The sequence below is a fragment of the Microbacterium oryzae genome (genome assembly GCF_009735645.1).
Taxonomy (GTDB): domain Bacteria; phylum Actinomycetota; class Actinomycetes; order Actinomycetales; family Microbacteriaceae; genus Microbacterium; species Microbacterium oryzae.
The window spans coordinates 311,214-335,985 of sequence record NZ_CP032550.1 but is presented as its reverse complement, the minus strand read 5'-3'; the positions used below and the strand labels follow the sequence as shown (position 1 = coordinate 335,985).

At 72.1% G+C, this 24,772-nt stretch carries 23 protein-coding genes and 2 riboswitches; of the genes, 9 read left to right on the top strand and 14 right to left on the bottom strand.

Going from position 1 to position 24,772, the window contains the following annotated elements; translation table 11 throughout:
* Positions 1-10 precede the first annotated feature (10 nt).
* The 4 genes from D7D94_RS01455 to thiM all read right to left on the bottom strand — a co-directional run bounded on the left by D7D94_RS01455 (position 11) and on the right by thiM (position 4,769).
* Positions 11-1,438, bottom strand: coding sequence for an L-serine ammonia-lyase (locus tag D7D94_RS01455; RefSeq protein ID WP_156240898.1), 1,428 nt, complete (start codon positions 1,436-1,438; stop codon positions 11-13).
* Between the two features lie 46 nt (positions 1,439-1,484).
* Positions 1,485-1,577, bottom strand: a riboswitch (glycine riboswitch).
* A riboswitch (glycine riboswitch) is annotated at positions 1,578-1,668 on the bottom strand.
* 28 nt (positions 1,669-1,696) lie between these two features.
* Positions 1,697-3,211 (bottom strand): bifunctional hydroxymethylpyrimidine kinase/phosphomethylpyrimidine kinase, encoded by a 1,515-nt coding sequence (gene thiD, locus D7D94_RS01450; protein WP_156240897.1) that lies wholly within the window; start codon positions 3,209-3,211, stop codon positions 1,697-1,699.
* Positions 3,208-3,879 (bottom strand): thiamine phosphate synthase, encoded by a 672-nt coding sequence (gene thiE / locus D7D94_RS01445; RefSeq protein ID WP_156240896.1) that lies wholly within the window; start codon positions 3,877-3,879, stop codon positions 3,208-3,210. Before thiE ends, thiD begins: the two co-directional genes overlap by 4 nt.
* Entirely contained in the window at positions 3,876-4,769 is an 894-nt protein-coding gene (gene thiM / locus D7D94_RS01440) for a hydroxyethylthiazole kinase (protein ID WP_156240895.1), read from the bottom strand. The genes thiE and thiM overlap by 4 nt, the downstream gene beginning before the upstream one ends.
* Before the next feature lie 142 nt (positions 4,770-4,911).
* Between thiM and D7D94_RS01435 the strand changes: the two genes are divergently transcribed.
* A complete protein-coding gene (locus tag D7D94_RS01435; RefSeq protein WP_281349320.1) occupies positions 4,912-5,595 on the top strand; it encodes an NUDIX hydrolase in 684 nt (227 codons plus the stop codon).
* A gap of 9 nt (positions 5,596-5,604) precedes the next feature.
* Positions 5,605-6,480, top strand: coding sequence for a glycosyltransferase family 2 protein (locus D7D94_RS01430; RefSeq protein ID WP_156240894.1), 876 nt, complete (start codon positions 5,605-5,607; stop codon positions 6,478-6,480).
* A 3-nt stretch (positions 6,481-6,483) separates the two neighbouring features.
* Here the strand turns inward: D7D94_RS01430 and D7D94_RS01425 are convergent, their stop codons facing one another.
* Positions 6,484-8,367 carry an ABC transporter ATP-binding protein gene (locus D7D94_RS01425; protein ID WP_425486974.1) on the bottom strand — a complete coding sequence of 628 codons (1,884 nt, stop codon included), beginning with the start codon at positions 8,365-8,367 and terminating at the stop codon, positions 6,484-6,486.
* Between the two features lie 127 nt (positions 8,368-8,494).
* Here D7D94_RS01425 and D7D94_RS01420 point away from each other — a divergent pair, with 127 nt between their 5' ends.
* Positions 8,495-9,988 carry an MDR family MFS transporter gene (locus D7D94_RS01420; RefSeq protein ID WP_156240893.1) on the top strand — a complete coding sequence of 498 codons (1,494 nt, stop codon included), beginning with the start codon at positions 8,495-8,497 and terminating at the stop codon, positions 9,986-9,988.
* A 213-nt stretch (positions 9,989-10,201) separates the two neighbouring features.
* Here the strand turns inward: D7D94_RS01420 and D7D94_RS01415 are convergent, their stop codons facing one another.
* Positions 10,202-10,348, bottom strand: coding sequence for a MetS family NSS transporter small subunit (locus tag D7D94_RS01415; protein ID WP_156240892.1), 147 nt, complete (start codon positions 10,346-10,348; stop codon positions 10,202-10,204).
* The gene (locus D7D94_RS01410; protein WP_156240891.1) at positions 10,345-11,910 is read right to left on the bottom strand and encodes a sodium-dependent transporter; all 1,566 of its coding nucleotides are present in this window, start codon (positions 11,908-11,910) and stop codon (positions 10,345-10,347) included. The genes D7D94_RS01415 and D7D94_RS01410 overlap by 4 nt, the downstream gene beginning before the upstream one ends.
* A gap of 98 nt (positions 11,911-12,008) precedes the next feature.
* Here D7D94_RS01410 and D7D94_RS01405 point away from each other — a divergent pair, with 98 nt between their 5' ends.
* Positions 12,009-13,022 carry a bile acid:sodium symporter family protein gene (locus tag D7D94_RS01405; RefSeq protein WP_156243250.1) on the top strand — a complete coding sequence of 338 codons (1,014 nt, stop codon included), beginning with the start codon at positions 12,009-12,011 and terminating at the stop codon, positions 13,020-13,022.
* 2 nt (positions 13,023-13,024) lie between these two features.
* On the opposite strand, the gene D7D94_RS01400 is transcribed toward D7D94_RS01405, so the two are convergent.
* The 5 genes from D7D94_RS01400 to D7D94_RS01380 form a co-directional block, all read right to left on the bottom strand.
* The gene (locus D7D94_RS01400) at positions 13,025-14,542 is read right to left on the bottom strand and encodes an MFS transporter (RefSeq protein ID WP_156240890.1); all 1,518 of its coding nucleotides are present in this window, start codon (positions 14,540-14,542) and stop codon (positions 13,025-13,027) included.
* A gap of 77 nt (positions 14,543-14,619) precedes the next feature.
* Complete coding sequence (locus tag D7D94_RS01395; RefSeq protein WP_156240889.1) at positions 14,620-16,077, bottom strand: MFS transporter; 1,458 nt, start codon at positions 16,075-16,077, stop codon at positions 14,620-14,622.
* On the bottom strand, positions 16,070-18,583 hold the full coding sequence (locus D7D94_RS01390; protein ID WP_156240888.1) for an FtsX-like permease family protein: 2,514 nt from the start codon (positions 18,581-18,583) through the stop codon (positions 16,070-16,072). Before D7D94_RS01390 ends, D7D94_RS01395 begins: the two co-directional genes overlap by 8 nt.
* Positions 18,580-19,332 (bottom strand): ABC transporter ATP-binding protein, encoded by a 753-nt coding sequence (locus tag D7D94_RS01385; RefSeq protein WP_156240887.1) that lies wholly within the window; start codon positions 19,330-19,332, stop codon positions 18,580-18,582. Before D7D94_RS01385 ends, D7D94_RS01390 begins: the two co-directional genes overlap by 4 nt.
* Positions 19,333-19,353: 21 nt before the next feature.
* On the bottom strand, positions 19,354-19,827 hold the full coding sequence (locus tag D7D94_RS01380; RefSeq protein ID WP_156240886.1) for a GNAT family N-acetyltransferase: 474 nt from the start codon (positions 19,825-19,827) through the stop codon (positions 19,354-19,356).
* A gap of 97 nt (positions 19,828-19,924) precedes the next feature.
* Here D7D94_RS01380 and D7D94_RS01375 point away from each other — a divergent pair, with 97 nt between their 5' ends.
* The 5 genes from D7D94_RS01375 to D7D94_RS01355 all read left to right on the top strand — a co-directional run bounded on the left by D7D94_RS01375 (position 19,925) and on the right by D7D94_RS01355 (position 23,894).
* Positions 19,925-20,578, top strand: coding sequence for a TetR/AcrR family transcriptional regulator (locus tag D7D94_RS01375; RefSeq protein WP_173024217.1), 654 nt, complete (start codon positions 19,925-19,927; stop codon positions 20,576-20,578).
* A gap of 77 nt (positions 20,579-20,655) precedes the next feature.
* Entirely contained in the window at positions 20,656-22,560 is a 1,905-nt protein-coding gene (locus tag D7D94_RS01370) for a penicillin-binding transpeptidase domain-containing protein (RefSeq protein ID WP_156240884.1), read from the top strand.
* A gap of 10 nt (positions 22,561-22,570) precedes the next feature.
* Complete coding sequence (locus D7D94_RS01365; RefSeq protein ID WP_156240883.1) at positions 22,571-22,954, top strand: barstar family protein; 384 nt, start codon at positions 22,571-22,573, stop codon at positions 22,952-22,954.
* Positions 22,955-23,056: 102 nt separating this feature from the next.
* Positions 23,057-23,590, top strand: coding sequence for a dihydrofolate reductase family protein (locus D7D94_RS01360; RefSeq protein ID WP_246171959.1), 534 nt, complete (start codon positions 23,057-23,059; stop codon positions 23,588-23,590).
* A 13-nt stretch (positions 23,591-23,603) separates the two neighbouring features.
* Complete coding sequence (locus tag D7D94_RS01355) at positions 23,604-23,894, top strand: DUF1905 domain-containing protein (protein ID WP_156240881.1); 291 nt, start codon at positions 23,604-23,606, stop codon at positions 23,892-23,894.
* Positions 23,895-23,919: 25 nt separating this feature from the next.
* Here D7D94_RS01355 and D7D94_RS01350 read toward each other — a convergent pair whose 3' ends face one another.
* Both D7D94_RS01350 and D7D94_RS14225 read right to left on the bottom strand, forming a co-directional pair.
* A complete protein-coding gene (locus D7D94_RS01350; RefSeq protein WP_156240880.1) occupies positions 23,920-24,438 on the bottom strand; it encodes a GNAT family N-acetyltransferase in 519 nt (172 codons plus the stop codon).
* A 59-nt stretch (positions 24,439-24,497) separates the two neighbouring features.
* Complete coding sequence (locus D7D94_RS14225) at positions 24,498-24,668, bottom strand: hypothetical protein (RefSeq protein ID WP_173024216.1); 171 nt, start codon at positions 24,666-24,668, stop codon at positions 24,498-24,500.
* Between the last annotated feature and the right edge of the window lie 104 nt (positions 24,669-24,772).

Here is a 24,772-nt window from a genome sequence, read left to right as displayed (position 1 = left end):
GCGTTTCTCCTCAGCATTCGACCACGTTGACGGCCAGTCCGCCCCGCGCGGTCTCCTTGTACTTGTCGCTCATGTCGCGGCCGGTCTGCCGCATGGTCTCGATGACGGCATCCAGCGAGACGCGGTGCGTCCCATCTCCCCAGAGGGCCATCCGCGCGGCGTTGACGGCCTTGCCCGATCCGATCGCATTGCGCTCGATGCAGGGAATCTGCACCAGACCCCCGACGGGGTCGCACGTGAGGCCGAGGTTGTGCTCCATCGCGATCTCGGCCGCGTTCTCGACCTGCGCCGGCGTGCCGCCGAGGACCGCGGCGAGCGCGCCCGCCGCCATCGACGACGCCGAGCCCACCTCGCCCTGGCACCCGACCTCGGCGCCGGAGATCGACGCGCGGTTCTTGTAGATCGACCCGATCGCGGCGGCGGTCAGCAGGAACTCGACGGCGATGTCATCCCGGTGCCGGCCGGCGGCCGCCGCGGGCGTGTAGTGCGTGGCGTAGTGGAGGACGGCGGGGATGATCCCGGCCGCGCCGTTCGTGGGCGCCGTCACGACGCGGCCGCCTGCGGCGTTCTCCTCGTTGACGGCCAGCGCGACGAGGTTGACCCATTCCTGCGCGAAGCCCGGTCCGCGGTCGGCGTCCTCCTGCAGCAGGCGCGCGTGCCATCCCGGCGCGCGTCGATGCACGCCGAGGCCGCCCGGCAGGTCGCCGGTGTGACGGGTGCCCGCGGCGATGCACTCGTCCATGGCGTCGCGGATGCGCAGGATGCCCTCGCGCACGTCATGCGCGGAGCGCAGCGCGCACTCGTTCCGGTGCGCGATCTCCGCCACCCCCGCGCCCTCGGCGGCGCAGATCGTCAGCAGCTCGGCGGCGGTGCCGAACGGGTGCGGCACCGGCGCGGCCCGACCCGCCGCCTCCTCGCCGTCGCGCACGATGAAGCCGCCGCCGACCGAGTACCAGACGCCCTCCTCGACGACCTCGCCCCGGCCATCCCGCGCGGTGAACCGCATCGCGTTGGTGTGGCGGGCGAGGATGGTCAGCGGCCGGAGCCGGATGTCGGCCGCGCGCAGCGGCACCGCGACGACCCCGCCCAGCAGGACGGTGCCCTCGCGTTCGATGCGGGCGGCACGGGCGGCGATCTCGTCGGCGCGGACCGCCTCGGGGCGGCACCCCTCGAGCCCGACGAGCACCGCCGTGAAGGTGCCGTGCCCGGCGCCCGTGGCGGCGAGCGATCCGAACAGGTCGACGTCGACGCGGGCGACGTCGGCGAGCCGGTCGCCGAGGCACGCGATGAACGCGCCCGCGGCGCGCATGGGACCCACCGTGTGCGAGCTCGACGGTCCGACGCCGATCGTGAAGAGGTCGAACACCCCGACGAACGGCGGCCGGTCGTCGAGGGCGCTCGGTGCACGGCCGACGTCGTCGTCTGTCGTGTGCGTCATCGAGGAACTCCCGTCTTCGGCACCCTCGGGCGAGGGTGCGTCGAGTTCCTCCCGCTCTGTCATAGGCCTGAGAGTTTCCACGGCGCCGGAGCGCCGCTTGCCCCGTCGGCGGGCGCAGGTGCGCCGCTTTCCAGAGTGACCTGCCGCCACGGTACGTGGGCCTGAGAGATTCCGGGAGGGGTTGCTCCTACGGCAGCAGCGCGAGCGCTGCGTTCTCCCGTGACGGGTGGACGGTCATGTGCAGTTGTGGAGCCGATCCTACCCGGCGGCCACCCGCTCTCGCGACCGGTCCGCCGCCGGATCAGCCGCCGCGACCCGCCGCTGGGCGAAGAACGCGAGCTCGTGACGCGACGACGCGTCGAAGGCCGCGCGCATGCGCGCGAGCCGCGCGTCGTCGGCTGCCCGGGCATGGCCCTGCGTCCAGCGGATGGCCTCGCGCGTCGCGAGATCGAAGCCGTCCGACGCGTAGGTCGCGAGCCAGTCGGCATACGGATGGCCGGGGCGATTCGCCGCGGCCAGTCGCGCCCCGACATCCTGATAGAGCCAGTAGCACGGCAGGACGGCCGCGGCGAGGACGCCGAGGTCGCCGGCCGCCGCGATCGCCCGCAGATGGTCGAGGTACGCGACGGTCTCCGGCGAGGCCGGCGCCGGGTCGACCTCGTCGTCGCCGAGCCGGGATCGGTGCAGGGCGAGCTCGGTCTCGAGGCACCGGTGCGCGGAGGCCGCCCAGAACGTCTGCTCCTCGAGCGACGGCGCGAGCTCGGCGGCACGGCTCAGCACCCGGGCGTACGTGCGGAGGTAGCGGGAGTCCTGCGCGAGATAGTGCGCGAAGTCGGCCCGGTCCAGGCTCCCGTCGCCGAGCGCCCGGACGAACCAGACGTCGTCGATCGCCGCGCGGAGCGGCGCGATGTCCTCCCACCACGCGTCGAGCTCGGCGTCGCGCCGGGGCAGCCCGCCGGTGCGCCAGAGGGCGGCGGCGTGGTGCAGCGGCCCGTGGCCGCCGGGAGCGCCCACCTCGAGATCGGCGGCCGACGCGATCGCGTCGCGCAGCCATCCGCGGGCGAGACGGGCCGCCCAGACCCAGTCGCGCTCGCGGGCGACGAGGGTCGCGAGCGCCGCCGAGAGCGAGCAGCCGGTGCCGTGGGTGCTGGTCGTCTCGATGCGATCCGCCACGAACTCGGCTCGCACGCCGTCCGCTCCGACGAGCGCGTCGGGGCAGGCCGGACCGTCGAGGTGCCCGCCCTTCGCGAGCACGAGCACGTCGTGCCGGCGGGCGAGGTCCGCGGCATGTGCCAGGGCCTCTGCCCACGAGTCGATGCGCGGCACTCCGCAGAGCACCGCCAGCTCGGGCAGGTTGGGCGTGACGACGTCGGCGAGCGCGAGCAGGTCGTGCAGGGCGCGCTCGGCGTCGACGTCGAGCAGCCGGTCGCCGCTCGTGGCGACCATGACGGGGTCGAGCACGACCGGTGGCCGGCCCGGGAGGCCGCGGAGGAAGGCGGCGACCTCGTCGACGATCTCGGCGCTGCCGAGCATGCCGACCTTCACGGCGTCGATGCGGATGTCGGCCGCGATCGCGTCGAGCTGGGCGCGGAGGAACGGCGCCGGCGGCACGTGCACGCCGCTCACCCCCTGCGTGCTCTGCGCGGTGAGCGCGGTGATCGCCGCCATGCCGTAGCCGCCGCACGCCGCGATGGACTTGAGATCGGCCTGGACGCCCGCCCCGCCCGAGGGGTCGGAGCCGGCGATCGCGAGGATGTTCGGGACGGCGCTCATGCCGCCGCCTCCGCATCCGCCCACTCGGAGCGCAGGGCGGCCGCCGCCGCCGCGGGGAGCTCCGCCGAGCAGATGGCGCGGACGACCGCGATGCCCGCGGCGCCCGCTCGTCGCGCGGCCGCCGCGTCGCCCGGGCCCACGCCGCCGATCGCCACGCAGGGGAACTCGTGCGCGAGTCGGGCGAAGGAGCCGAACCCCTCCCATCCGATGGGGGTGGGATGGTCCTTCTTCGTGGGCGTGGCGCGCACGGCGCCCACGCCCAGGTAGTCGACGGTGCCGGCCGGCAGCCGGCGGAGCGCCTCGAGCTCGGCCGGGAGGCTCGCGCTCAGTCCGATGATCGCGCCGTCGCCGACGAGGCGTCGCACGCGATCGACCGGCAGGTCGCTCTGGCCGACGTGCACGCCGTCGACGGCCGCGCCCGCCGCGCGCGCGGCGAGGTAGACGTCGACGCGGTCGTTGACGAGCAGCGTCGCTCGGCCGCGGACCTGATCGGCCGCGGCCTCGACGAGGGCGAGGAGGTCCGCCGCGGGGAGGTCCTTGCCGCGGATCTGCACCGTGGACGCGCCGCCGTCGACGGCGGCGGCGACGACGTCGACGAGAGAGCGGGCGCCGATCGTCGCGGCGTCGGCGACGAGATAGACCGAGAGGTCGGGGCGACGCGCGCTCATGCGGGCACCGCCGTCGTGAAGCGCTCGGGACGCGCGACATCGGCCGGCTCGACCGCGGCGAGCGCGTCGAGGAACCCCACCGCGAAGGAGCCGGGGCCCTCCGCTCGGGCAGCGGCGCGCTCGGACGCCGCGGCGTACAGCGCGTGCGCGGCGACCGCGCCCGCGAAGGCCGCGCTCTCGCCATCCGAAACCTGGCCATCGGAACCCCGGCCATCCGAGACCTGGCCACCCGAGACGAGGCCATCCGCCGCGGCCAGGCAGGCCGCGACGACCGCCCCCAGGGAGCAGCCGCCGCCGGTGACCCTCGTCAGCAGGGCGCTGCCGCCGGTCACGCGGACCGTGCGAGCGCCGTCGCACACCGCGTCGACGGGGCCGGAGATGGCGACGACCGCTCCGGTGCGGCGCGCGAGGTCGTGCGCGGCCGCGACCGCGTCGTCGACGGCATGGGCGGCATCCACGCCGCGGCCGCCGGCGCCCGCCGCGGCGAGCGCGAGGATCTCCGAGGCGTTGCCACGGATGACGGCGGGCCCGAGCTCGAGCAGGCCCTGCGCGAAGTCCGTGCGCAGGGCGAGCGCGCCGACGCCGACCGGGTCGAGCACCCACGGGGTGCGCGCGGCGCGCGCGGCGGTCACGGCCTCGATCATGGCGTCGCGCTGCGCCGCGGTCGGCGTGCCGAGGTTCACGAGCAGGGCCGACGCGAACGCCGCGCACTCCCCCGCCTCCTCGGGCACATCGGCCATGATGGGCGCTGCGCCCACGGCCAGCAGCGCGTTGGCGGTGAAGTTCACCACCACGGCGTTCGTGATGCACTGCACGAGCGGCGCGGTCTCGCGCAGTCTCCACAGCACGGCCCCGGGGCCTTCGGATACCGACAGGTGCGCGTCACTCATCAGCGACATCCCTCCGCTCGTTCTAACGAGATCAGGTGCATACGGGTGTGATCTCAGTCCCCGGAAGGGGACACCCCGTGCCACTGCGAAGGAGCATAGCGGGTGCGCGGAAGCCGCGTCGCCCGTCGCCTACGCTCGAGGGGTGAGCGCTTCCCCGATCCGCGTCGCCGTGTCGACGGTGATCTTCTCGCTGCGATCGCGACCCGAGGCCGACACGCTGATGATCCCGCTGGTGCGTCGCACCCGCGATCCGTTCGCCGACGCGTGGGCCCTCCCCGGCGGATGGCTGGACGAGCGCGAGGGCCTCGACGATGCGGCATCGCGCACCCTCGCGGAGACCACCGCGCTCAGCCCGAGCTACCTCGAGCAGCTGTACGCGTTCGGCGACGTCGACCGCTCCCCCACGCGCGTGGTGTCCGTCGTCTACTGGGCGCTGCTGCGCTCCGACCTCGTCGACGCGCAGCGGGCGTCCGAGGACGCGCCGGAGAACGTCGAGTGGTTCGACGTCGACGACCTTCCCGCGCTCGCGTTCGACCACAACCGCATCGTGGAGTACGCGCTCTGGCGCCTCCGCAACAAGGTCGGCTACAGCCGGATCGCGCACGGGCTCCTGCCCGACGAGTTCACGCTCACCGAGCTGCGCGAGGTGTACGAGGCGGTGCTCGGCCGGCGTCTGGATCCGTCGAACTTCCGCCGCCTGCTGGAGGGCTCCGAGGCGCTGCTGCCGACCGAGTCGTTCCGCACGGGCAAGCACCGCCCCGCACGCCTGTATCGGTACAACTCCGACGTCGCGCTGGCCGACCGCGGCCCGCTCGAGCGACGGTGAGCTCCTGACGTGAGCGCCCTCGTCACCGTCATCGTCCCCGGCTTCGACGTCGAGGAGTACGCCGCCGAGGCGCTGGACTCCCTCCGCGCGCAGACCCTCCCGCACTGGCGGGCCATCCTCGTCGACGACGGGTCGGCGGATGGCACGGGCAGGGTCTTCGACGACGCCGCCCGTCGCGACGACCGCTTCCGCGTCGTGCGGCACGGTCGCCGGCGGGGGCTCGGCGCCGCGCGCAACACCGCGCTCGATCTCGTCGACACCCGCTACGTGGGCTTCCTCGACGGCGACGATGTGATGACGCCCGCCGCCCTCGCGACCCTCGTCGGCTCGCTGGAGGCATCCGGCAGCGACCTCGTCGTCGGCGCATACGTGCGCCTGCGGCCGGAGGGCGCGCAGTACCTCCCCGGTCCCGTGCAGCCGTGGGTGTCGGCGTCGACGGATCCGCGTCGGATGGGTGTCGACCTCGACGCGCATCCGGAGGTGACCGCGAACGTGGTCGCGTGGTCGAAGGTGTCGCGCACGGAGTTCTGGCGCGAGCACGGGCTGCGCTTCCCCGAGGCGGCGCTCTACGAGGACCAGGCCATCGCGCAGCGGATGTACACGGCGGCGCGCGCGTTCGACGTGGTGCCCGACGTCGTCGTGCAGTGGCGCGTGCGCGCCGACGGCTCCTCGATCACGCAGCGCGAGGCGGACCCGCGGGTGCTCCGCGCGTGCCTCGCGGCCATGCGCGACGGTCTCGACGTGCTCGCCGCGCACGGCGCCGCTCGTCGCGCCCGCGCCGCCCAGATCCTGCGGATGGACGTGCCGCGGCTGGCCGCGCTCCCGCTGGCCGACGACGACCGCGCGCTGCTCGCGGCCTTCGCCGCGCACGTCGCGGCGCTCTGACGGTCACTCCTCCAGCACGCGCGTGGCCGCCAGCTGCTCGGCGGCGAGCTCCGCGTAGAGGCCGCCGGCTGCGACGAGCTGCCCATGGGTGCCCGACTCCACGATCCGGCCGGCGTCCACGACATGGATCACGTCGGCGTCGATGACGGTGGACAGCCGGTGCGCGATCGAGATGGTCGTGCGACCGCGGGCCGCGCTCTCGAGGGCCTCCTGCACGATGCGCTCGGAGACCGTGTCGAGCGCGCTCGTCGCCTCGTCGAGGAGCAGCACCGGCGGGTCCTTCAGCAGCACGCGCGCGATGGCGATGCGCTGCTTCTCGCCGCCCGACAGGCGGTAGCCGCGTTCGCCGACCACCGTGTCGTAGCCGTCCTCGAAACCCGCGATGATGTGGTGGATGTTCGCCTGGCGGCAGGCGTCCTCGATCTGCTGGTCGGTGGCGTCCGGACGCGCGTAGCGGAGGTTCTCCCGCACCGTCGCGTGGAAGAGGTACGTCTCCTGCGACACGATCCCGACGTGGTCGACGATCGACTCCTGCCTGAGGTGGCGCACATCCTCCCCCGCGAACAGCACCTGGCCATCCGACGCCTCATAGAAGCGCGGCGTGAGGTAGAGCACGGTCGTCTTGCCCGCTCCGGACGGCCCGACGAACGCCACGTGCGATCCCGGCTCGACCGTGAAAGAGACGCCCTGCAGGGTGGGGCGGGTGTCGACCGCGGCGTCGGGGTAGCGGAACGAGACGTCGCGGAACTCCACGCGCCCGATCGGGCCGGGGGCTGCGGCGACGTCGATCGCACCGGGGGCGTCGGCGATGGCGGGCTTCAGGTCGAGGTACTCGAAGATGCGCGCGAACAGGGCCGATGACGTCTGCACGTCGAGCGCCACCCGCATGAGGCTCGTCAGCGGCTGCAGCAGCCGGGCCTGCACGTTCGTGAACGCGACGATCGTGCCCGCGGTGAGCAGCCCGGTGTCGCCGGCGAGGAGGAAGCCAGCGACGAGGTAGATGATCGCGGGCACCGACGCCATGAGCACGTGCACGACGGCGAAGAACCCCTGCCCCGTCATCGCCTGGCGGATCTGCAGCCGGATCTGGTTGGCGTTCTCCTCCGCGTAGCGCGCGGACTCCGTGCGCTGGCGGTTGAACGACTTCGAGAGCATGATGCCCGAGACGCTCAGCGTCTCCTGCGTGATCGCGGTCAGCTCCGACAGCGACTGCTGCGTCTCCCCCGCGATCCGCGCGCGCACCTGCCCCACGCGCCGCTGCACGAAGACGAGCACGGGCATGATGACGACGGCGATGAGGGTGAGACGCCAGTCGATGAGGATCATGGCCACGAGCGAGGCGATGACGGTCACGGTGTTGCCGAGGATGCTCGTCACCGTGTTCGTCAGCACCGATGAGACGCCGCCGACGTCGTTCTGCAGCCGCGACTGGATGATGCCGGTCTTCGTGCGCGTGAAGAACCCGAGCTCCATCGCCTGCAGATGCTCGAACATCCGCACGCGCAGGTCGCCGGTGACGCGGTTGCCCACGTTCGACGTGAACCAGGTCTGAGCGACGCCGACGATCGCGCTGCCGAGATACAGCGCGATCATGAGCGCGACCAGGCGCACGAGCAGCGGGATGTCCACCGGCGAGCCGTCGGTGGGGAACAGCGCGTCGTCGAACACCCGCTGGATGACGAGCGGAGGGATGACGCCGAGCGCCGCGCCGACGACGACGAGCGCGGCGGTGACGCCGATGCGCGCGCGGTACGGCCGGAACAGCGCGACCACACGGCGCCCGAGCCCAGGCACGCGCGGCGCCTCGGCGTTCAGCCGCCGCTGCGCCTCCTCGTCGATCGGTCGGCTGCCGCCGCGGCCGCCGCCCATCCCTCGCCCCATACTCATGTCAAAGAGCATACATATCGTCGTGGGCACGGGCGCCGAACTGACGGGAATACCGCCGCAGGGAGCGCCGTTAGGCTCTTACGTCTGCGCGGAGTCCGCTGCGCCGCCTTTCTTCTCCAGGAGCCCCATGACGTCCACCGATACTGGCGCCATCCGCGCCCGCCCCCAGTCCGGCGTCGATCCGAAGAGCATGCGCGTCATCTGGCTGCTTCTCGTCGCCGCCTTCGTCGCCATCCTCAACGAGACGACGATGGGCATCGCCATCCCCCATCTGAACGCTGACCTGGGTCTCGCTCCCGAGCTCGGTCAGTGGCTGACGAGCGCCTTCATGCTCACGATGGCCGTCGTGATCCCGACCACCGGCTTCCTGCTGCAGCGCTTCACCACGCGCCAGGCGTTCCTCGCCGCCATGACCGCCTTCTCGCTGGGCACCCTCATCTGCCTCGTCGCGCCCGGCTTCGCCGTGCTGCTCGTCGGCCGGGTCGTGCAGGCCGCGGGCACCGGCATCATGATGCCGCTGCTGATGACCACCATCATGAACGTCGTGCCGCCGCGCTCGCGGGGTCGGATGATGGGCCGCGTCGGCCTCGTCATCTCCCTCGCCCCCGCCATCGGCCCGACCCTGTCGGGCGCCGTGCTCGAGACGCTCAGCTGGCGCTGGCTCTTCGGCATCGTGCTGCCGATCGCGGTCGTGGCGCTCCTCATGGGCGCGAAGTGGATGACGAACCTCGGCGAGACCAAGAGCGCACCCATCGACGTGCCGTCGATCGTGCTCTCGGCGCTCGCCTTCGGCGGCATCGTGTACGGCCTCAGCCAGTTCGGCGGCGGGCACGGCGGCGACTCCGCGGGATCGAGCATCTCGCCCATCGCGACGGGCGCCATCGTCCTCGGCGGCGGCCTCGTCATGCTGGCCGTGTTCGTATGGCGCCAGATCGTGCTGCAGCGCGTGGACGACGCCCTGCTCGATCTGCGCGTGTTCCGCTCCGGCAACTTCACCGTGTCGGTCGTCATCATGTCGCTGGTCGCGCTGACGATGTTCGGCACGCTCACGCTGCTGCCGCTCTACCTGCAGAACGTCGTCGAGCTCGACGCCCTGCAGTCCGGCCTCATCCTGCTTCCCGGCTCCGTGCTGATGGGCCTCCTCGGCCCGGTCACCGGCCGCATCTACGACGCGCGCGGCCCCCGCACGCTCCTCGTGCCGGGCACGATCATCGTCGCGGCGGCGATCTTCACCTACTCGACGGTCACCGAGCACACCCCGTGGTGGCTGCTGATGGCCGTGCAGACGGCGATGTCGATCGGCATGGCGATGTCGTTCACCCCGCTGTTCTCGGCGTCGCTCGGGTCGCTCGAGCGCTCGCTGTACTCGCACGGCTCTGCCGTGCTGAACACCCTGCAGCAGGTCGCGGGAGCAGCGGGCGTCGCCATCCTCATCGCGACGTACTCGAGCTTCCTTCACGACGGCGAGCAGGCCGGCGTCGCGTCGGCGGTCGCGGGCGCGTCCGGCGCGCGCACGGCGTTCCTCATCGCGGCGATCATCTCGCTCGTGTCGGTCGTGCTGGCGTTCTTCGTGCGGAAGCCCGAGGAGACCGACGACATGCCCGCCGTGCACGGGCACTGACCCGCTTCACGCAGAAGCCCCCGCGACCTTCGGGTCGCGGGGGCTTCGTGGTTCTGAGATCAGGACGGCTGGGCTCCCGGCCATCCGCAGACGCCGTCTGCGCAGACGGGCGCCTCGTCGGTCGCGACAGGCAGCAGCGGGATCACCCTGATCTCCTCGTTCTGAGACATGCCGACCATGCTACGCCCGGTGGCGGACACCGGCTCCGGGCGGTCAGTCGTCGCCGTCGAGGTCGTCCTCCGCTCCTGCCGGATAGGCCGCGACCTGCGGCCGCGCCGACAGGAAGAGGATGCTCGCCGCCAGGCCGCCCCAGATGAGGACCGCCGCGATGACGAAGAACAGGATCGCGATGGGGGTCATCGCCGTGCTCCCTTCGTGGTGAGGGTGGCCGTCGCGGGCCAGGGCTCGAACAGCTCGGGGTCGTGGCGCCAGCGCGTGGCGGTGAGGACGACCGCGCCGACGATCATGAGGAGGACCGAACCCCAGCCCGCGATGCCCAGGTAGGCGGTGGGATACCCGCTGTATCCGTCGGTGAGGAGCTCGACGATCTTCGAGACGAGCATGTACACGAGGACGACGGGCGCGACGACCGACACCAGGGCCAGCCAGATGCGGCCTACCTTGAACGTCGACAGCACGCTGAGGTGCCCCGCGAGTTCGGGCCCGGCGCGACGCACCCAGAGGATGACGATCGACACGGCGATCGCGGAGGCGACGATGCCGATGTTGTTGGCCCAGTTGTCGATCGTGTCGAGCGCGGTGAGGCCCGAGGTGGTCGCGAAGAGGAGGATCGAGACGACCGCGAGCACGCCGCCGAGACCGTAGACGACCTGCGCGCGGGTCAGGCCGAACTTGTCGCGGACGGCCGCGATGACGACCTCGAGGATGGAGATGAGCGAGGTCAGGCCCGCGAGGACGAGCGCGCCGAAGAAGAGGGCGCCGAACCACTCGCCGCCCGGCATCTGCGACACGATCGCGGGGAACGTCATGAACGACAGCGCGACGCCGGTCAGGCCCTCGAGCTCGCCGACGCCGATGCCCTGCTGATGTGCGAAGAAGCCGAGGGTCGAGAAGACGCCGATGCCGGCCAGCAGCTCGAACGACGAGTTGCCGAAGGCGACCACCAGGCCGGGCGCTGTGAGGTTCACGCGACGCCGACGGTACGAGGCGTACGTCACCATGATGCCGAACGCCACCGACAGCGAGAAGAAGATCTGGCTGTAGGCCGCGATCCACACCGACGGGTCCGCCAGCGCGGCGAAGTCGGGCGTGAAGAACGCGGTGAGACCGTCGATCGCGCCGGGGAGGAACAGCGCGCGGATGACGAGGATGAGGAAGCCGATGACCAGCAGCGGGATGAAGACGACGTTCGCGCGCTGCACGCCCTTCACGACGCCCGCGCCGAGGACGACGAGCGCGACGATCCACATGATGACGAGCGGGATGAGCACGCTCGGCACGAAGTCGAAGGTGATCGGCGCCGCCGCCACCTGGAGGTAGTCGCCGGTGAAGAAGCCGGCGGGGTCGTCGCCCCAGCGCAGATCCCACGAGAACACGAAGTAGCTCGACGCCCACGCGAGGACGGCCGTGTAGTAGATCGCGATGAACACGCAGATCATCACCTGGAACCAGCCGACGCCCTCACCCAGCTTCCCGGCGATGCGCCGGAAGGCCAGGGGCGCAGACCCGCGGAACCGGTGCCCGATCGCATAGTCGAGGAAGAGGATGGGGATGCCCGCGGTGAGGAGCGCGACGAGATACGGGATGAGGAACGCCCCGCCGCCGTTCTCGTAGGCGACGCCGGGGAAGCGCCAGATGTTGCCGAGCCCCACGGCCGATCCCAGTGCCGCCAGGATGAAGCCGATCTGACCGGTCCACTGCTCCCGTGCAGGCACCGCTTCGGCTGCCGTCGTCCGAGACATGCTCTTCTCCTCCGCCGGGCGTTCGTCGCCCGGCTCCGCTCGGGTGAGCGTAGCAAAGTGCTCATCTCCGGCGCGGGAGGACATCGCCGGTGTGGCACATTGGAGAGGTGAACAGCTCGACAGCACCACGGCCATCCGCATCGCCCGGCCCCGACCGCACCGCCCGGCTCGCCGTCACGCTCTTCCCGATCCTCGTCCTCGTCGCGGGTGTGATCGGGTTCCTGTTCCCCGGCACGTCGGCCGTTCTCGGCCCCGCGGTCCCCTGGCTCCTCGGCGTGATCATGTTCTGCATGGGCCTGACGCTGACCCTGCCCGACTTCACGCGCATCGCCAAGCGCCCGTGGATGGTGCTCATCGGCGTGGTGCTGCAGTACCTCATCATGCCGCTCACGGCATGGGCCATCGCCTTCGCGCTCGGGCTTCCGCCGGAGCTCGCCGCCGGCGTCATCCTCGTCGGCTGCGCACCGGGCGGCACCGCGTCGAACGTGGTGACCTACCTCTCCCGCGGCGACACGGCTCTGTCGGTCACCGTCACGACCTGCTCGACGCTGCTCGCGCCCATCCTCACGCCGCTGCTCACGCTGTGGCTGGCGGGCACGTTCCTCGAGGTGCCGTTCCAGTCGATGATGGTGTCGATCCTGCAGACCGTGCTGCTGCCGGTCGTCGGCGGGCTCATCGTGCGCCTTGTGCTGCGCGGGTTCATCGACCGGATCCAGGGCGTCTTCCCGTGGCTCTCGACCGTCGCCATCTCGCTCATCGTCACCGCGGTCGTGGCCGGCAGCGCCGACCGCATCGTGCAGGCGGGGCTCGTCGTCCTCGTCGCCGTCATCCTGCACAACGGCCTCGGGCTGCTGCTGGGCTACCTCGCGGCGCGTGCGCTGCGCATGACGCAGCGCGAGCGCCGCGCGATCGCGGTCGAGGTCGGCATGCAGAACTCGGGGCTCGCGGCATCGCTCGCGGCCGCGCACTTCTCGCCGCTCGCGGCGCTGCCGGCGGCCGTCTTCTCCGTCTGGCACAACCTCTCCGGCGCCGTGTTCGCCATGATCATGGGTCGCCGTCCGGTGACCGACGAGGAGCCCCTCACCGAGAGGGCGCCCGCGCCGGCCGCCTGAGGTCAGACCTCCTCGCGCCGCTCGGGGAACAGCTCGTCGAGGTCGAGGTCGGGGTTGTCGTCCTGCGTGCGGACGAGGTCGATCGCCTCCTGCTGGGTGGCCACGGTCGGCATCGCGCCGGGCAGCGGCCGTCGCGCCGATTCACGCAGGGCGAGGATGGCCAGGAAGCCGGCCGCCGAGGTGCCGATCACGTAGAACGCGGGGGCGAGGGCGGAGCCCGTCATCTGCACGAGCGCCTCCATGATGAACGGCGCGGTGCCGGCGAAGATCGCCACGGACAGGTTGTACGAGATGCCCATCCCGCCGTAGCGCGAGCTCGTCGGGAACAGCGCCGGCAGCGACGAGGCGAGGTTCGCCACGTAGAACGTCACCGGCACCGCGAGCAGGATGAGCCCGAGCAGCGTCGACCAGATCGCGCCGTGCATCATGAAGAGGAACGACGGGATGGCGAGCACGATCGCCGTGACCGCGCCGATGAAGAGCACCTTCCGGCGCCCGATGCGGTCGGAGAGCATGCCGGTGAACGGGATGGCCGTCGACATCGCGACGAGGACGGGGAGCGTCAGCAGCGTGCCGTGCACCTCGTCGTAGCCGAGCGTGCCGGTGAGGTAGGTGGGCATGTACGACGTGAGGGCGTAGCCGACGGTGTTCGCGGCGGCGACGAGCACGAACGCCGTGAGGAGCTCGCGCCAGAAGCTGCGCAGCAGCTGGAGCACGCCCTTCGGCGCCTCCGCGGAGTCGCGGGCCTCCTCCTGCGCGCGCTCCGCCGCCTCCTGAGCCTCCCGGAAGGCCGGGGTGTCCTCGATCTTCAGCCGGAAGTAGATGGCGATGGCGCCGAGGGGCAGCGCGACGAGGAACGGGATGCGCCAGGCGAAGCTGTCCATGGCGTCCGGCGAGAGCGTCAGCTGGAGCACGGAGACGAACGCGGCGCCGATCGCGAAGCCCATGTAGGAGCCGCAGTCGAGGAGCGAGGCGTAGAACCCGCGTCGGCGGTCGGGCGCGTACTCCGTGATGAACGTCGTCGCCCCGGCGTACTCGCCGCCCGTCGAGAAGCCCTGCAGGAGCTTCAGCACGATCAGCAGGATCGGCGCCCAGATGCCGATGACGGAGTAGTCGGGCAGCACGCCGATGAGGAAGGTGGCCGCCGCCATCATGATGAGCGTGAACGCGAGGACGCGCTGGCGCCCCAGCCGGTCTCCGAGCTGCCCGAGCACCACGCCGCCCAGCGGTCGCGCTACGAAGGTCACGGCGAAGACACCGAGGGAGAAGAGGGACTGCGCGCCGGCCTCGGCGTCGGGGAGGAACATCCGCCCGATGATCACGGCGAGGTAGCCGTAGATCCCGATGTCGTACCACTCCATGAGGTTGCCGACGACGGTGCCGGCGATCGCCTTCTTGAGCATGGGGCGGTCGACGATCGTGACGTCGTCGATGGTGAGGCGCCTCTCCTCGGCCTCCTTGCGACGGAGACGATCGAGCAGGCGGCGGCGCCAGGGTGCGTGCGAGGGCGGAGTCGACATGGATCCACTTTCGCGCGACGCGCGCGGGAGTGGCGAGGGGCTTGACCGCGGCGGCACCTTCGGCGATGCGCGAGCGCTCACGACGGCGGCGCCGCCGCCGCGCGGACCGTCGGCATCGCGAGCTGCGCCATCCGTCGCCTCGCGGACAGCCGATGGACTGCGAGGGCGCCGCCTGCCGCCGCCGCTCCGCCCGCGGCGGCGATCGCCGCAGCGAGGAATGCCGTCGACAGCCCGGCCTCGGCCGCCCGGACGGCGGTGCCGCCGGCGGCCGAGACGGCCGCACGCCGCCCGTCGTCCGCCATGCCGAACACGGCGACGCCGATCGCGCCACCCAGCTGCGCGGTGGCCGAGGCCAGCCCGGAGCCGGCACCGGCGTTGCGGGCGGCGATCCCCTCCGCGATGACGAGCGTCGTCGGCGTGAAGCTGAACGCCACGCCCGCCGCGGCCAGCACCAGGGCCGGCAGCACGGTCGTCGGGTACGCGTCACCGGCGCGGATCGTCGCCAAAAGCAGGTGCGCGGCGCACAGGAGTACGAGCCCGAGGACGGCCACCCGGCCGGCACCCAGCCGGGCGAGTGCCCGCGGAAGGAGCAGGGTGCTCACGGCGAACCCGGCGAGCGAGGTGGGGACCATGGCCCATCCCGCCTGGTCGGGGCCGTATCGGAGCACCTGCTGCAGAAGGAGCGCGACGAGGAAGAAGCATCCGATGCGCGCGGCCCCGCCGAGCAGATTGGCGACGATGCCGCCGACCACGCGCGCGTCGCGGAACGTCGACAGGGGAAGCACCGGATCCGCGCTGCGACGCTCCACGAGCGCGAAGCCGACCAGACACCCCGCCACGACCAGTCCGGCGAGCACGGTCTCGCCGCCGAGGAGTCCCGCTCGCGGGAGTCCGAGGATCCCGAACGCGGTCGCCACCGCGCCGCCGGTGAGCAGCCCCGCACCGGCCACGTCGAAGCGGCGGCGGGGTGCCGGAACGTCGAGCGGCACCAGAGCGCGGGCGGCGGCACCCGTCAGGATGGCCACCGCGGCCGTCAGGACGAGCACGCTCCGCCATCCGAGCGCCGCCGTGAGCACTCCCCCGAAGGCGACGCCGGCTGCACCGCCGGCGGTGGAGGCGGCGCCCCAGCAGCTCATCGCCCACGCGCGCGCGGGTCCGCTGAACCGCGCGAGCAGAACCGACATCGCGGCGGGACTCAGCATCGCGGCTCCCGCGCCCTGCAGGACGCGCGCCACGACGAGCGCCGTGCCGGAGGCAGCCGCCGCGCCGAGGATCGACCCGGCGACGAGGACCGCCGTCCCGATGAGCATCATGCGACGGCGGCCCAGGACATCGGCGGCACGGCCGGAGAGCAGAAGCAGGCCGCCGAAGGTCAGGAGGTACGCGTTGACGACCCATGCCGCCCCGACGGCGTCCAGCTGCAGGTCGCGCCCGAGGGACGGCAGGGCGACATTGAGGATGCTCGTGTCCATCATCACGACGAACTGCGCGCAGACGAGGGCGAAGATGAGCGGCAGGCTGCGAGGCTCAGACATGCGCGGTCGCCTCCAGAACGGGCACCCGGGCCGCGCGACGGGCGGGAAGCACGCCGGCGAGCAATCCGGCCGCCACGACGACCGCCGCGACGACGATGATCTGCGGCCAAGGGATGACCATGTGCAACGGCGCGACGGCGGACAGTGCCGCCACACCGGCGGCACTCGCCGCGAGGCCCAGCGCCGATCCGAGGAGTCCAGCGACCACGCAGACGATGCCCGTCTCGATCCGCACCATCCGCGCGACGGCGCGCTGACCCATCCCGATCGCGCGCAGCAATCCGATCTCGCGCGTCCGCTCAGCGATGGAGAGCGCGAGCGTGTTGGCGACGCCCAGCGCCGCGATCAGCAGGGCGAAGGCGAGCAGAACGCTGACCAGCCCGAAGATCTGGTCCACGGCCTGAGTGCGGCCGGCGACGACGGCCGCCTGATCGCGGACCTGAACCGACGGATGGTCCGCCAGGGCGCTCTCGAGGGCGGCGGCGAGCCGCGCGGGCGCGACGCCGTCGGCAGCGCGCACGAAGACGCTCGCGTCCATGTCCTCGGTGTAGAGCCCCGCGTAGGTGCGCAGCGACACGAAGTAGTCCGTCTGCAGCGCCTGGGCGGAACCGTCCTCGACGACTCCCACGACGGTCAGCGCACGTTCGCCGGTACGAGCGAACGTCATCGGCAGCTCGTCGCCGATGGAGAGGCTCCGGTCCCGTGCCACGCGCTCGGCGATCGCCACACCGCCCGCCTCGAGGGCGGAGAGGTCTCCCATCGTCATCCGGATGGCCGCGACCTCGCCGATCGAGGCGGGATCGAACGCGGTCAGCGCGCTCGTGGTCTCGCCGTCCCGCCAGTGCCCGTACTTCAGTCGGCTCACGCTGCCGACCTCGGCCACCTCGGCGATCTCATCGAACACCGCGGCGTGCACACCCCCGAGCATCTCCTGTCCTGCGCTCTCGACCACCGCGTCCGCGGAGACGACCTCGCGATACTGGGCCCCGGTCGCGGTCTTGACGGAGGCGCCGACGACCGACACGAAGGTGAGCATCGCGAGCCCGAGAGCGAGGGCCATGGCGGTCGTGGCCGTCCGCCGCGGCGAGCGCAGCGCCGCCTCGCGCGCGAGCTGGCCGGTGAGGTGGCGGGACGCGACCCCTCCGATGGCGGACACGAGGGGACGCAGGACCAGCGGCGCCACCAGGACGATTCCGGCGAGCGCGGCGACCAGTCCTCCGCCCAGGAGGACCAGCGGACCGCCGAACGCGGGCGCCGCGGCGGCGGTGGTGCCGAGGGCGACGAGCACGGCACCGGCGCCGACCCGCGCCCGCCCGAGATGCGGCGCCTCCGCGGCGCTCGCCCGGAGCGCCGCGAGCGGCGACACGGCCGCTGCTCGGGCGGCCGGAGCCAGAGCGGCCCCCACGGTCACCGCGATGCCGAAGCCCAGAGCGAGCAGCACGGTTCCCGGCTCGACGACGAGGTCGCCGTCGGGGATGAGCACGCCGAAGGTGCGCGCGAGGCCGCGCAGCCCGTGTGCGCCCAGCACGCCCGCCGCCGCGCCGGCGGCAGAGGCGACGACGCCCACGACGAGGGCCTCGACCAGCACCGACGTGCGCACCTGCGCCGCGGTGGCTCCGACCGCCCTCACCAGCGCGAGCTCGCGGGTGCGGTGCGCGATGACGATCGTGAACGTGTTGGCGATGAGGAAGGAGCCGATGACCAGAGACGCGATACTCAGGGCCACGAGCACCACCTGCAGCATCTGCAGACTCGATGCCGCCTGCTCGCGCCCGGCAGCCGCCAGGTCCTGAGCGGTCGCGACCTGCACCGCGTCGCCGAGGGCGTCGGTGAGGAGCGGCTGCAGTCGTGCCACCGGGAGGTCGGAGGTGACGAGCACCTCGGAGATCCTGTCGCCCATCCCGAGGGCGTGCTGAGCGCCGGCGAGCGTGGACAGGACCACGACGCCGACGGGGGGACCGTCGCCGTCTCCGAACCCGACGAGTCCGACGATCCGTGCGGCCGTCCGACCATCGCCGAGCACCTCGACCTCGTCGCCGATGCGAAGCCCGAGAGTGCCGGCAGCCGCGCGGTCGACGACGATCTCGTCCGCCGCAGCGGGCGCCCGCCCCTCGAGAAGCGGGTACGCGCCGGTCGGCTCGTCCACCCACGTGCTCAGCTGCACGCTGCCGAGGTCTGCGCCGTCCCGTGCGAGACGAGCGGCTCCCTTCGCCACGGGGACGGCCGCGGTCACCCCCTCCGCATCGGCGACTCGCGGCAGGACGTCGGCCGGCAGCGGGTCCCGCTCGACCTCCACGCCCATCCCCGAGTCGAATGCGGTGGCGGTGCGGACAGTCACGTCCACGCCGGCTGCCGCGGTCGCGAACTGCTCGTCGAAGAGCTTCTGCGCGGTGCCGCTCAGCACGAGCGCGCCCGTGACGAATGCGACGCCGAGCAGCACCGCGATCACCGTCAGCGCGAGCCGGACACGGTGCGCGATCACCTGCGCGAAGGCGAACCGGATCATGCCGTCACCGCCTCGGCACCGCGCTCGACCTCTGCCATGCGGGCCAGCACCGTCTCGGGAGTCGGGTCGTCCAGCGCCGCGCGCACACGGCCATCCGACAGGAACTCGACGCGGTCCGCGTAGCCCGCCGCCGAGGGGTCGTGGGTCACCATCACGATGGTCTGGCCGAATTCGTGAGCCGCACGGCGAAGGAAGGCGAGCAGAGCATGGCTCGCTCGCGAGTCGAGAGCCCCGGTGGGCTCGTCCGCGAACACGACCTCCGGCCGCGCGGCCAGGGCGCGGGCCACTGCCACGCGCTGCTGCTGTCCGCCGGAGAGCTCGGCGGGCCGATGCGCGAGCCGATCGTCGATGCCGAGGATGGTCGTGAGCTCGCGCAGCCACTCCGGCTCGACGCGGCGTCGGGCGAGCCGCAACGGCAGCTCGATGTTCTCCTGGGCGGTGAGTGCGGGCACGAGGTTGAACTGCTGGAAGACGAAGCCGATGCGCGTTCGCCGCAGTGCCGTGCGCTGCCGCTCGCTCATGCCGACGATCTCGAGATCGCCGATCCGGATGCTGCCGGAGTCCACGGCGTCGAGCCCGGCCATCGCGTGCATCATCGTGGACTTTCCCGATCCGGAGGGCCCCATGATCGCCGTCAGGCGCCCGCCGGGAATGGACAGGGAGGCGCCGTCGAGCGCACGCACCGCGCTCGCTCCGGTGCCGTAGGTCTTCTCGAGGCCGAGGGCCTCGATGACGGGCGAGGTGAACATCGTCGTCGACCTTTCCAATCGTCAGCGGCTCGTCGCCGCGAGGTGCCGTCGGTACCCCTCGGGGGCCCACGCGGCCGTCATCTTGGTGCTGAGAGTGGCGCCGAGCCGGGCATAGAAGCGCTGGCCGGCGCTGTTGTCGAGCCGCACGCCCCACACGACGAGGAGGTCGTCCGCCGCGGCGAGACGCGCGACCGCGGTCATCAGCTGCGCTCCCACGCCGCGGTCGCGGCGCTCGGGGCGCACGTAGAGGTCGTCGAGGGCCAGGAGGTCGCCCCCGCTCCAGAGATGCAGTCGACGCGTGGTCGAGGCGAATCCGACCGCTTCGTCGTCGTCTTCGGCGAGGAGGACGACGACATCGGGACGAGCGAGCTGCCTCTGCCATCCGGTCGCGTCGACCTGCACGTGCTCGAGCGAATTCTCGTGCGCAGCGAGCTCGCGCACCATCGCGTCGATCTCGCGGGCATCGGCCGTGCCCGCCTGGCGGATCCTGATCATGACATGCTCCCTTACGGTGTCAATCTGCAGCCGTACGGCGTACGGTACGACGTACATAGTGATCCGTACGGTGTACGCTGTCAAGGGGGAGGTCGATATGGCGGAGAAGCTCTCGCAACGGACCATCGCGGAAGCCGCGCTGGCCGTGATCGATGCCGAGGGCGAGGACGCGCTGAGCATGCGGAAGCTCGCGCAGACCCTCGGCTCGTCGGCGATGTCGATCTACACCTACTTCCCCGACAAACAGGCGCTCCTCGACGGCGTCACGCAGCTGCTCCTGGCCGAGGTCGCGACTCCGACCGATGAGCTCCACTGGCGCGACGCGATGCGCTTCATCATGCGATCGGTGCGCGACGTCGCGCTGCGTCATCCGCGAGCCGCGACTCTCATCCGCCGGTTCCCGCCCCACACCCCGGACGCTCTCGCCTTCGTGGAAGCAGGGTTCCGTTGCTTCCGTCGAGCCGGCTTCGACGCGCTGAGCACCGCCCGCTGCTACCGGGCCCTCGCCGCATACTCGCTCGGCACCATCGACGTCGAGCTGGGCGGCTACTTCGGGGCGGAGGCGCGGCGCATCACTCCTCCCGCGCGCGAGAGCATCGACGAGCTGAGTGCCGCCAGGCTCCTCCCTCTCGTCACGGAGATCGGCCCCACTCTCAATGGGCAGGACGATACGGCCGAGTTCGAGTACGGTCTGGAGCTGCTTCTCGACGGCTTCGCCGACGCCATGTCGCGGGCGGGGCGCCCCGTGTGACGCCGACCCCGCCCGCGCGGGCGTCGTACCGACATGACAGGATGACGGAGGACCGTCGCCTCCGAAAGGACCTGCTCATGCCCTTCCCGCTCCGGCGCGGCGCCAGCGCGGCCATCCTCGCCCTTCTCCTCCCCCTCGCCGCGTGCTCTCAAGCGGACGATCAGGCCGAGGCTGCCGCAGCTGATCTGACCGCGGCGCTGAGCGAGCACACGCTCGGCGGCGTCTCCCTCGCCGACCCCGCGGCGGCAGCCGCGTTCGAGGAGCAGGTCGCGCCGCTGGCCGACTACGACGTCGAGGTGTCTGCCGACGAGGTCGAGCGCGAGGGCGATGAGGGAACGGTCGCCCTGCACTGGACGTGGGACGTCGAGGGTCACGAGTGGGCGTACGACACGACCACGGCGCTCGCGGAGGGTGAGGACGAGTGGGTCGTGCAGTGGGACCCGGCGGCCCTCGCTCCGGATCTCGCCGCGGGCGAGCGGATCGAGGTGAGCCGCGAGTTCGGCGAGCGCGCCGGCATCCTCGGCGAAGGCTCCGAGCCGATCGTCGCCGAGCGCCCGGTCGGCCGCTACGGACTCGACAGGACGCGCATCACGGCGGATGAGGTCGGCGCGTCCGCCGAGCGGATCGCCGGCGCCGTCGGCATCGACCCTGCGGCCTTCCGCGCCTCGGCCGAGAGCGCCGGCCCGCAGGCCTTCGTCGAGGCGATCGTCGTGCGGGAGGGCGAGGAGGACCAGCACGTCGCCCCCGACTTCCTGGAGATCCCCGGTGCGATCGTGGTACCCGACACCCTGCCGCTCGCGCCGACGCGCGACTTCGCGCGCGAGCTGCTCGGTGCGGTCGGCGACGCCACGGCCGAGATCGTCGAGGCGTCGGATGGCTCGGTGCGCGCCGGCGACGTCGTCGGGCTCTCCGGGTTGCAGCAGACGTTCGACGCCCAGCTGCGCGGCACGCCGAGCATCGCGATCGAGGCCGTGGGCGACGACGACGAGCGGCGCACGCTGGCGGAGTTCGACGGCGCGGATGGCCGGCCGCTGTCCCTGACGCTCGATCCGGCCATCCAGTCGGCCGCGGAGGAGATCGTCGCAGGGCTCGGCGAGGATGCGCCCGCCAGTGCGATCGTGACCATCCGCCCGTCGACCGGAGAGGTGCTGGCGCTCGCGAACGGCGCCGGCGGTCTCGACATCGCCTCGACCGGGCAGTACCCGCCGGGGTCGACCTTCAAGCTGGTGACCTCGCTCGCGCTGATCCGCGCGGGCGCGTCGCTCGACGACGTGCTGTCGTGCCCCGAGTCGCTCGAGGTCGACGGCTTCACCTTCCGCAACTACGACGACTACCCCGCGTCGGCGCTCGGCGACGTCACCTTCCGCACGGCGATCGCAAACTCCTGCAACACGGCCGTGATCGGCGCGCGCGACCGCATCGGAGACGGCGAGCTCGCCGCCGCGGCCGCGTCACTCGGACTCGCGCCCGACGCCGACCTCGGCTACCCCGCCTCTCTCGGTCAGGTGCCCGAGCCCGAGGGCGAGACCGAGCGCGCGGCCGACCTCATCGGACAGGGTCGCATCCTCGCCACGCCGCTCGGGATGGCCACGGTCGCCGCCTCCATCGGCGCCGGCCACACGGTCGCCCCGCAGCTCATCGCCGACGACGACACGGATGCATCGGCGAAGCCCGAGGCGGACGCGACGGCGCAGCCCGCGCAGCCCCTCGCTCCCGAGGAAGCCTCGGCTCTGCGGGAGCTCATGCGCGCCGTGGTGACGGAGGGCTCGGCGACGTTCCTCGCCGGCATCCCCGGCGAGCCGGTGGGAGCGAAGACGGGCACGGCCGAGTACGGCGAGCCGGATGGCGATGGCGAGTACCCGAAGCACAGCTGGATGGTGGGAACGCACGGCGACCTCGCCGCCGCCGTCTTCGTGGAGGACGGCACGTCTGGCGCGGAGACCGCCGGACCGCTGCTGCAGGCGCTGTTCGAGAGGTTCTGAGGCGACCGGCATGGAGATCTTCCGCGTCGACGGCGCCGCGATCGCGTCGATCGACGACCTCTACGAGCAGCTCAACGACCTGCTCATGACCGGGGAGGACTGGCGCATGGGCGCGAGCCTCGATGCTCTGGATGACGTGCTGTATCGCTTCGAAAGCGCCCCGGAGCCGGCCGCGATGTTCATCTGGGCCGATCACGAGCGCAGTCGGCAGGCGCTCGGAGTCGCGGCGACGCGAGAGTGGCTGCAGGGCAAGCTCGACCGCCCCGGCGTGTTCGACGACCAGCGCATCCGCCGCCAGCTGACCGCGCTGGCGGCCGGCAGCGGCCCGACGTACTTCGATCTCGTCGTCGAGGTCTTCGCCGGGCACCCGGGCGTCCGGCTCGAGCTGCGCTGAGCGCGTCGCGAGGGCGGTGCGCGGCCGCGAACGCGCGCGTACCCTGGGCGTCATCGCGGTCGGGCGACCGCGACCGACGGAGGGACGACGATGGCCACCGTGATGATTCACGCCACCGTGACGCTCGACGGGTACCTCGCCGATCCCGACGGCGGCGTGGACTGGATGTTCGACTTCCCGTCGGCCCCGGAAGACGGGGATGTCGTCGCGCGCGTCTGCGAGCGGATCGGCGCCATCGTAGGCGGCGCGAACAGGAGCCGGACGATCGAGGAGGGCGAGATCCCGTACGGCGGCATGCTCGAGGTGCCGGTGTTCCTCATGACGCATCAGGCGACCGACCCGATCGAGAGGGACGGCGTCACCTACACGTTCGTCGTGGACGACATCGCCGCGGCGGTGGCGACCGCGAAGGAGGCGGCGGGAGACGGATGGGTGAGCCTGCTCGGCGGCAGCATCTCCCGCCAGTGCCTGCGGCTCGGTCTCGTCGACGAGATCCACCTGGACGTGGTGCCCGTGCTGCTCGGCGACGGGATCTCCCTGTTCGCCGGCCTCGGCATCCGGGTCGATCTCGAGCGGCTGGAGACCTCGGCGTTCGCCAGCGAGACGCACCTGCGCTTCCGCGTCCTCGAGCGGTGAGGCAGGGCCGACGGTGTGGGAATTCGAAGCAGAGCTGATCGAATGGCGAGGCCCGGCGCCGTTCGTCTTCGCACCGCTGTCGAGCGACGTCTCCGAGGACATCAAGGAGGCCGCGCGAGGGCTGGTGTACTGGGGTCAGGTGCCGGTGACCGCGACGATCGGCGACACCGAGTTCGACACCGCGATGTGGCCGCGTGAGGGCCGATTCCTGCTGCCGGTGAAGGTCGCCGTCCAGCGCGCCGAGCGCATCGACGTCGGCGACGTCGTCGGCGGCGTGGTGCGGCTGCGCGGGGAGATCGCCTGAGCATGCCCGCGAGACAGGAGGGCCCTCAGCGCAGATTCACCCAGTACCGGCGCAGGAGCGTGTCGCCGTCACGGCGCTTGTCCTCCAGAATCCCGCCGTTCTTCTCGATCACGCGCGCGGACGCCGCGTTGTCGTCCCGGCACACCAGCAGAACACGGGGGTAGCCTCGCTCCCGCGCCAGGTCGAGCGTGCACCCCAGGGCCCACGAGGCCAGTCCCCTGCCCCGCGCGGATGGCCGCACGCCGTACCCGATGTGCCCGCCGAAATCATGCAGCCATTCCGTGAGCTCGTGCCGGAACGACACGGCGCCGAGGTACTCGTCTCCCTCGACGATCCAGCGATACGTGTCCGGCACGAGACCGGGCCGTCGAGGGGTGTGCTCCGAGGCGACGAGTTCCGCGACCCACCGCTCGAACCCGCCCGGGGTCACGATGTCATCGTCCTCATGGAGCCCGGCGCCGTCCTGCCCCGCACCCGCCCATTCGCGGTGAGACTCGAGAAAAGACGTGTGGAAGCGGACGTCGGGCACGACGAGTTCAGCCATCCTCCGAGCATGCCAGAACACCGACACCGGCGATCTCGAGCTGACCGCGGCCGCGGGCCTCACCCGGTGTGCTGACCGTGGTCCTCGACGTCGGGGGTGGCGCGGAGAGCGTCGGCGATCTCCTCCTCCGGACGCGGCGCGATCGTCTCGTCCTCCTCGAGTTCGGGGATCTCCGGCTCGCCCGGAGCGGGAACGTGTCGGTGCGAAGAGCTCTCGTCGTGATCGGTCACGGTGCATCCTTACGTCGGCGGCACCCACAGCGTACGCCGCGCGCCGGGGGCACCAAAGCACAGCCGCCATTGCGGGCCGGCACCGCGCCGAGGACGATATGTGA

Excerpts from the sequence above, each read along its gene's own strand:
- D7D94_RS01455 (WP_156240898.1), bottom strand. The coding sequence starts at position 1,438 with ATGACGCACACGACAGACGACGACGTCGGCCGTGCACCGAGCGCCCTC.
- thiD (WP_156240897.1), bottom strand. The coding sequence starts at position 3,211 with ATGAGCGCCGTCCCGAACATCCTCGCGATCGCCGGCTCCGACCCCTCG.
- thiE (WP_156240896.1), bottom strand. The coding sequence starts at position 3,879 with ATGAGCGCGCGTCGCCCCGACCTCTCGGTCTATCTCGTCGCCGACGCC.
- thiM (WP_156240895.1), bottom strand. The coding sequence starts at position 4,769 with ATGAGTGACGCGCACCTGTCGGTATCCGAAGGCCCCGGGGCCGTGCTG.
- D7D94_RS01425 (WP_425486974.1), bottom strand. The coding sequence starts at position 8,367 with ATGAGTATGGGGCGAGGGATGGGCGGCGGCCGCGGCGGCAGCCGACCG.
- D7D94_RS01420 (WP_156240893.1), top strand. The coding sequence starts at position 8,495 with ATGACGTCCACCGATACTGGCGCCATCCGCGCCCGCCCCCAGTCCGGC.
- D7D94_RS01415 (WP_156240892.1), bottom strand. The coding sequence starts at position 10,348 with ATGACCCCCATCGCGATCCTGTTCTTCGTCATCGCGGCGGTCCTCATC.
- D7D94_RS01410 (WP_156240891.1), bottom strand. The coding sequence starts at position 11,910 with ATGTCTCGGACGACGGCAGCCGAAGCGGTGCCTGCACGGGAGCAGTGG.
- D7D94_RS01400 (WP_156240890.1), bottom strand. The coding sequence starts at position 14,542 with ATGTCGACTCCGCCCTCGCACGCACCCTGGCGCCGCCGCCTGCTCGAT.
- D7D94_RS01395 (WP_156240889.1), bottom strand. The coding sequence starts at position 16,077 with ATGTCTGAGCCTCGCAGCCTGCCGCTCATCTTCGCCCTCGTCTGCGCG.
- D7D94_RS01390 (WP_156240888.1), bottom strand. The coding sequence starts at position 18,583 with ATGATCCGGTTCGCCTTCGCGCAGGTGATCGCGCACCGTGTCCGGCTC.
- D7D94_RS01385 (WP_156240887.1), bottom strand. The coding sequence starts at position 19,332 with ATGTTCACCTCGCCCGTCATCGAGGCCCTCGGCCTCGAGAAGACCTAC.
- D7D94_RS01380 (WP_156240886.1), bottom strand. The coding sequence starts at position 19,827 with ATGATCAGGATCCGCCAGGCGGGCACGGCCGATGCCCGCGAGATCGAC.
- D7D94_RS01375 (WP_173024217.1), top strand. The coding sequence starts at position 19,925 with ATGGCGGAGAAGCTCTCGCAACGGACCATCGCGGAAGCCGCGCTGGCC.
- D7D94_RS01370 (WP_156240884.1), top strand. The coding sequence starts at position 20,656 with ATGCCCTTCCCGCTCCGGCGCGGCGCCAGCGCGGCCATCCTCGCCCTT.
- D7D94_RS01365 (WP_156240883.1), top strand. The coding sequence starts at position 22,571 with ATGGAGATCTTCCGCGTCGACGGCGCCGCGATCGCGTCGATCGACGAC.
- D7D94_RS01360 (WP_246171959.1), top strand. The coding sequence starts at position 23,057 with ATGATTCACGCCACCGTGACGCTCGACGGGTACCTCGCCGATCCCGAC.
- D7D94_RS01350 (WP_156240880.1), bottom strand. The coding sequence starts at position 24,438 with ATGGCTGAACTCGTCGTGCCCGACGTCCGCTTCCACACGTCTTTTCTC.